Here is a 6,793-nt window from a genome sequence, read left to right as displayed (position 1 = left end):
GCGAATCCCGCGGGCGCGCACGAACGCCTTCAGCTCCCGAGCCGACGCGGTCAGTGCCGCTTCACCACCGAGCCCCTCGACGAGCCGATCCCACTCGGTCGAATCAAGATGGTTCCTTGCCATCTCCAGCTTGAATCACATCCCGGGTCCGACGGGAATCCCCTTATCTTAGCGCCTATGGGGCTCGACCCGCGCATCCATCGCCTTCGCCTGAAAGCACTCTCTCGCAGCGAGATGGGTCGCCGGGTCAAGCCCGGCGACGACGGCGGAGGGGGCAGCCGGCGTGTTTGCCCCTCACTGAAACTTCTCAGCTTTCTGAGATGTGTGCATCCCGTAGCGCGAAGGCGGGGACTCAGGTGCGTCACGGAACGGGGCTCTGGATCCCCGCCTTCGCGGGGATGAGCGGAGCGCGGAGCGACGTCGGTGGACAGCCGTCGTCGGGGGTACGTCGCTGACGGCCCGGCCCGCGCCGCGCCGGGCAGATCTCACGCCGCGACGGTGCGGCGGCTGTGCGCCAGCGTCTCGGACATCGCGGCCGGCATGGCGCGGCCGAACAGGTAGCCCTGGCCGAGCGTGCAGCCGATGGCGCGCAGGATCTCCTGCTGCTCGATCGTCTCGACTCCTTCGGCGATCGTGCTCATGCCCAGCCCGGCGGCGAGCTCGGTGATGCCGCGCGTGATGGTCAGGCAGTCGATGTCGTTCGGCAGCTCGCTGACGAAGGAGCGGTCGATCTTGATCTTGTCGAAGGGGAAGCGGCGCAGGTAGCCGATCGACGAGTAGCCGGTGCCGAAGTCGTCCATCGCGATGCGCACGCCGAGCGCCCGCAGCGCGTGGAGGGTCGCGAGATTGGTCGGGCTGTCCTCGAGCAGCACCGTCTCGGTGATCTCGAGCTCGAGCCGGGCCGGATCGATGCCGCTGTCGGCGAGGACGGATTTCACGGTCCCGACGATGTCGCCCGAGCGGAACTGCAGGGGCGACAGGTTGATGGCGATGTCCACGGTGTCGGGCCAGCGGGCCGCGTCGGCGCAGGCCCGCCGCAGCACCCATTCGCCGAGCGGCACGATCAGGCCGATGGTCTCGGCGATCGGGATGAACTCGGCCGGCGACACCGGGCCGCGTTCCGGATGGGTCCAGCGCAGCAGCGCCTCGAAGCCCTTCACGGTGCCGCTGCGCAGATCGACCCAGGGCTGGTAGTGCACCTCGAACTGCTCGGCGTCGTGGGCGGCGCGCAGATGCAGCTCGAGGGCGCGGCGCGCCTTGAGCTGGGCGTCCATCTCGGGCTCGAAGAAGCAATGGGTCCGGCGCCCGCGCGCCTTGGCGCGGTAGAGCGCCATGTCGGCGTGGTTGAGGAGATCGTCGGGCGAGCGGCTGTCGCGGTCCAGCGTGGTGGCGATGCCGACGCAGGGCGTCACCGTGATGGCGTGGCCTTCGATGAGATAGGGGGTGCTGATCACCGCGATCAGCCGTTCGGCGAGCTGCCCGGCGTCCTCGGTGCGGGTGATCCCGTCCTGCACGACGGCGAACTCGTCGCCGCCGATGCGGGCCGCGGTGTCCTGCTCGCGCACGCAGCCGCGCAGGCGGTCGGCGACGTGCTTCAGGAGCCGGTCGCCGATCGGGTGCCCGAGCGTGTCGTTGACGTCCTTGAAGCCGTCGAGGTCGATGCAGATCAGCGCCAGCCCCTCGCCGTCCGGACGATCGCGGGCGACCGCCTCCTCCAGTCGGGCACGGAACAGGGTGCGGTTGGCGAGCTCGGTCAGGCTGTCGAAATGGGCGAGGCGACGGATCCGCTCCTCGTCGCGGGACTGCTGGGTGACGTCGATCGACGCCACCAGCTTGGCCGGCCGGCCGTCGTAGGAGAGCATCCGCGTGAACGGCTGGGCCAGGATCTCGCTGCCGTCGGCGCGGCGATGCCGCCACACATGCTCGCCGCGCGACGGCTCCGGCGACCGGGCGGCGAGCCGGACCGCGGCGTGGTCGGCGGGATCGCGCAGGTCCAGCACCGTCATGGCGAGAAACTGCTCGCGGCTCCAGCCGTAGTGATGCACGGCGGCGTCGTTGACGGCGAGGAAGCGCAGGGTCTCGCAGTCGAACACCCACATCGGCACCGGATTGGCGTCGAACATCAGGCGGAACGACTGCTCGCTGCGCTTGAGCTCGGTGATGTCGATGCGGATGCCGATCGAGCCGCCGTCGCTGGTCCGCCTCTCCTCGACGCGCAGCCAGCGGTCGCCCGGCAGGCGCTGCTCGTGGCTGCCCGCATGGGCGTGGAAGCTCGCCATGCGTTCGGCCAGCCATTCCTCCTCCCGACCGACCGCCGCCGGAATCAGGCCGGCCCTCAGCCGTTCCCCCAGGCGATCCTCGAGCCGCAGGCCGGGCGCCAGCGGCATCGGATTGGCGGCGTAGAGGTCCTCGTAGAACCGGTTCCACACGACGAAGCGGTTTTCGGCGTCGAAGAAGGCGAGGCCGACCGGCACCGCCTCGATGGCTTCGCGCAGGCGCGCATGTGCGGCCCGCTCCGCCTCGGACGCGCGCTCCGCCTCGCCCCGTGCCGTGCGCAAGGCCGCCTCGCGGTCGCGATTGTCGCGCAGCAGGGCCTGGAGCGATTGCGACAGCGATTCCACCTCGGCGTAGTCGCGCAGCACCGGCAGGTCGACGTCCTGGAAGCGGCGCGCGCCGCGCGCCGCTTCGGTCAGTCGCTCGAGCGGCGCCGCGATGCCGCGGGCGACGCCCATGGCGAGGATCACGGCGAGCGCCAGCGCACCGGCCGAGACGAGCACGCCGCGGCCGATCTTCGTCTCCACCCGGGCGAGCGCGGTGCTGCGGTCGACGGCCGCGACGATGCGACCGCCCGATTCCGGCAGCTGAACCACGCCATAGATACGCCTGGGCCCCTCGGCCGGTGTGCCCGGCGTCCAGGCGTCCGCGACGGCGGTCAGCCGCCGCGCGATCTCCGGGTCGAGCGCCTTCGTCGCCGAGGTGCCGCGGTCCCCCGAGGCGTACGCCATCAGCCGGCCGGCGGAGTCGACGAGCCAGAAGCTCGGGTCCAACCCGTCGGCACTCTCCTGCACGATCTTGTCGAGCCAGGTCGGCCGCAGGGCCATCCCGACCAGCCGAACGACGGTGCCGTTCTCGTCCAGGATCGGCAGCACCAGGAGGGTGACCGGCGCGCCGGTGATGCGGCTGGTCATGACGTCGCTGACGACGAACCTGCGTTCGGCCATCGCGATCTTGAAGTAGTCGCGGTCGGAGACGTCGAGGCCGATGCCGCCCGGCGCCGTGTGGCAGACGACGCGGCCGGCCCGGTCGAGCACCAGCAGGCCTTCCGACCACGGACGCGTGCGCTCGATCTGGGCGAGGTAGCGGTTGCAGCTTTCGGGCGACCCGTGTGTCACCTCCGGAACGAAGCTCACGATGTCGAGCAGGGTCCGCGCCTCGAGCTGTGCCTCGCGGTAGCGACCGGCGGCGCGGCGCGCCAGCGCCTCGACCTGCTGCCCGGCCGTGTCGATGTCGCTGACCCAGTCGCGATGGAGACCGACCGCGATGGCGGCGATGAGCGGCAGCACGGCGACGAGGATCAACCCCAGCAGCCGCAATCTGATACCCGTCACTCGTGGGGACGTTCTCGCCCGGCCGCCTGTCATCGCCTGTCTCGCCTAATGCCGAGACAATCGCCGACCGGCTACCTCCCCGGTCTTAAGGCACGCGGCTAACCAATGGTAAAAGATCGTTATGTTTGACGATGTGTTGTGTCGATTGCCGAATGGCGTCTTCGCGCGTCACGGATTGACCGCGGCTCCGATGCGCCTATCCTGATGCGGGCTTGCCTTCGCGTAAGGAGAGGCGAACCCTATGACCAAGCTCAACATTCCGCATGATGCCTTCGTCTTCGTGGCGGATGGGCGCAAGGCGCTCGTCCTGCGCAACGAGGGGGACGAGAAGTTCCCCAATCTGCGTACCGAGCAGGTCTTCGTCGATGCCGACAACCCGGCCGCCCGCGAGCAGGGCACCGACTCGCCCGGCCGCGCTTTCGCCAGCGTCGGCGCGCGGCGCAGCAGCGTCGAGCAGACCGACTGGCACGTGATGGAGGAGCAGCGCTTCGCCAAGGAGTCGGCGGCCGCACTGCACCGCCTGGTGCGCGATCGCAAGGTGAAGGCGCTGGTGATCGCCGCGCCGCCCAAGACGCTCGCCGAACTGCGGCGCGCCCTGCACAACGAGGTCAAGGCCGTGGTGGTGGCCGAGATCGACAAGGACCTCACCAAGCTGCCGGTCTACGAGATCGAGAAGCATCTGAAGGCGGCATAGGCCGTTCGGCCGGACGGAGGCACCGCGGTCCGCTCGTCCCCGCGAAGGCGGGGACCCAGGGGAGATACGGCAAGACGCCCTGGATGCCCGCCTGCGCGGGCATGAGCGGAGGGCGGGGCGCACTTCGAATCCTCGAGAGCCGAGACTCGGCGACCTGTCATTCCGGGGCGGCGCAACGCGCCGAACCCGGAATCCAGCCGCGGGCTCGGACACCGGGGTTGGATTCCGGGTTCGCGGACCTGCGGTGGTCCGCGCCTCGGAATGACCCATCAAACATGCCGGGCGGCGTCACGCCCGCCGCGTCGCGCCGAGCTCGTAGAGGGCGGCGGCCAGCGCCGCCTCGAACGGCGTGTGCGGAACCTGCCCGATCGCGGCGGCCAGCCGCCGCTCGTCGATGCGGTGCGGCACCGTCCACAGATAGGCGATGTCGGTCAGCTCGCGGAACACCGGCACCAGCGGGGCCAGCAGGCGCAGCATCCACCACTGCATGCGGTCGATCTTGAACGACCGGCCGAGCGCCGTGGTGATCGCTTTCAAGAGCTCGTCGCCCGTCACGGCGTGGCCGGCGAAGCCGTAGGCCGCGAAGGGCGGCACGGCGTCGCGCACCGCCGCGAGCTTCGGGACCGTCGCGGCGACGTCCGGCAGGTAGGCCCAGGTGTGGACGACGTCGAGCGGCCCCGGATAGGCGAGCCGCCCGTGGCTGATGTGGTTGAGGACGACACGGTCGAGCCAGCCGCCGGCATCGCCGCCGTAGAAGTCGCCGGTGCGCAGCACGATGGTGCGCAGGCCGGTCTCGGCCTCGGCCCGCAGCCGCTCCTCGATGGCGACCCGGATCGTTCCCTTGCGCGAGGTCGGCCGCATCGGCGTGTCCTCGTCGAGCACGGGCGGCATGCCGGCGCCGTAGCCGTAGACATTGCCGGGCATCATCAGGGTCGCGCCGGCGGCGCGCGCCGCCGCGATGGCGGTCTCGGCCAGGCCGAACGCCTCCGCCTCCCATCGCGTGTAGGGGACGTTGAGGGCGTGCAGCACCACGTCGGCGCCCTGCGCCGCCTTGACGACCGACTCGGTGTCGCGGGCGTCGAGCGTGATCAGCTCGGTGTCGGGCGCGATGCGGGACGCGGCGCTGCCGCGCACCAGGCTCGCGACCTGCCAGCCGGCGTCACGGAACGCCTCCGCGCTCGCGCGGCCCAGCCGGCCGGCGCCACCCAGCACGAGAACCCGCCCGCTCACGACGCGACACTCCCCAGCGCCCGGTCGAGATCGGCGTAGAGGTCCTCCGGATCTTCCAGGCCGACCGACAGGCGCAGCAGGTTGGTCGGGCAGGGCGAGCCCGGCCCCTCGATCGAGGCGCGGTGCTCGATCAGGCTCTCGACGCCGCCGAGCGACGTCGCCCGCTTCCACAGCGTCACGGCGGCCGCGACCGCGATCGCGATCGCTGCCTGTTCGCCGCCGAGCACGTCGACCGACAGCATGGCGCCGTAGCCGGTCATCTGGCGGGTCGCGATCGCGTGCCCCGGATGATGCGGCAGGCCGGGATAGCGCACCCGCTCGATGCCGCGGTGATGGCCGAGCCAGGTGGCGAGCAGGGCGGCGGATTCGGATTGCGCCCGCACCCGGACGTCGAGGGTGCGCAGGCCGCGCAGCAGCAGCCACGCCTCGAACGGCCCGAGGATCAGGCCGAGACGCGCGCGCAGCTCGGCGATGCGGGTCCACCAGGCGTCATCCGGATCCCGGGTCGCGAGTGCGCCGGCGATCACGTCCGAATGGCCGTTCAGGTACTTGGTCGCCGAGTGCATCACGAGGTCGGCGCCGAGCGCCAGCGGCCGGCTGAACACCGGGGTGGCGACGGTCGAGTCGACCGCCACCCTGGCGCCGGCCGCGTGCGCGATCTCCGCGACGCCGGCGATGTCCGTGATGGTCCACAGCGGGTTGCCGGGCGTCTCGATCCACACCAGCCGGGTCTTCCCGGGCACCACGGCGTCCCGCACGGCGGCGAGATCGGTGGTGTCGACCAGCGTGACCGTGTGCCCGTAGCGCGGCGCCTCCCGCACCAGCCAGTCGCGGAACGCCCAGTACATCACCTGCGACGCGACGATGTGGCCGGGCTCGGGCAGCGCCATCACGGCGGCGGTCGCGGCCGACAGGCCGGAGCCGAGCAGCATCGCCGCCGTGGCGCCTTCGAGCGCGGCCAGCACGCCCTCGGCCTGGCGCACGGTCGCGTTGTCGGGCCGGCCGTAGACGTAGCCGGACGAATAGGCGTTGTCGGGATCGCGCAGATAGGTGGTCGAGACGTGCACGGGCGGCACGATCGCGCGCGTCACGGGCTCGACGGCGCCGAGCGCCTGGGCGGCGAGCGTGCGGGGCTTCGGGGGCGTCGGAGGCTTTGCCATCAGGGGTCCGGGATTTGCGGTGGCGCCGGTGGGCGCCGTCGCCCCGTAGTGGCGCGAAGGCCGGCCTGGCACAAGAGGTGTCGCCACCATTCCCGCCCGGC

Annotated in this window: 4 protein-coding genes; 1 reads left to right on the top strand and 3 read right to left on the bottom strand. The window is 71.3% G+C overall.

Going from position 1 to position 6,793, the window contains the following annotated elements:
- Positions 1-485 precede the first annotated feature (485 nt).
- Complete coding sequence (locus CCR97_RS13050; protein WP_170145942.1) at positions 486-3,608, bottom strand: EAL domain-containing protein; 3,123 nt, start codon at positions 3,606-3,608, stop codon at positions 486-488.
- Positions 3,609-3,849: 241 nt separating this feature from the next.
- On the opposite strand from CCR97_RS13050, the gene CCR97_RS13045 reads away from it, so the two are divergent.
- Positions 3,850-4,302, top strand: coding sequence for a baeRF12 domain-containing protein (locus CCR97_RS13045; protein ID WP_111358572.1), 453 nt, complete (start codon positions 3,850-3,852; stop codon positions 4,300-4,302).
- A gap of 288 nt (positions 4,303-4,590) precedes the next feature.
- On the opposite strand, the gene CCR97_RS13040 is transcribed toward CCR97_RS13045, so the two are convergent.
- Both CCR97_RS13040 and CCR97_RS13035 read right to left on the bottom strand, forming a co-directional pair.
- Positions 4,591-5,532, bottom strand: a complete 942-nt coding sequence (locus CCR97_RS13040) for an NAD-dependent epimerase/dehydratase family protein (protein WP_170145941.1) — start codon at positions 5,530-5,532, stop codon at positions 4,591-4,593.
- A complete protein-coding gene (locus CCR97_RS13035) occupies positions 5,529-6,692 on the bottom strand; it encodes a trans-sulfuration enzyme family protein (RefSeq protein ID WP_111358570.1) in 1,164 nt (387 codons plus the stop codon). The genes CCR97_RS13040 and CCR97_RS13035 overlap by 4 nt, the downstream gene beginning before the upstream one ends.
- Positions 6,693-6,793: the final 101 nt, after the last annotated feature.

Source organism: Rhodoplanes elegans, from assembly GCF_016653355.1.
Lineage (GTDB): Bacteria > Pseudomonadota > Alphaproteobacteria > Rhizobiales > Xanthobacteraceae > Rhodoplanes > Rhodoplanes elegans.
This window is presented reverse-complemented; position numbering and strand designations above follow the sequence as displayed.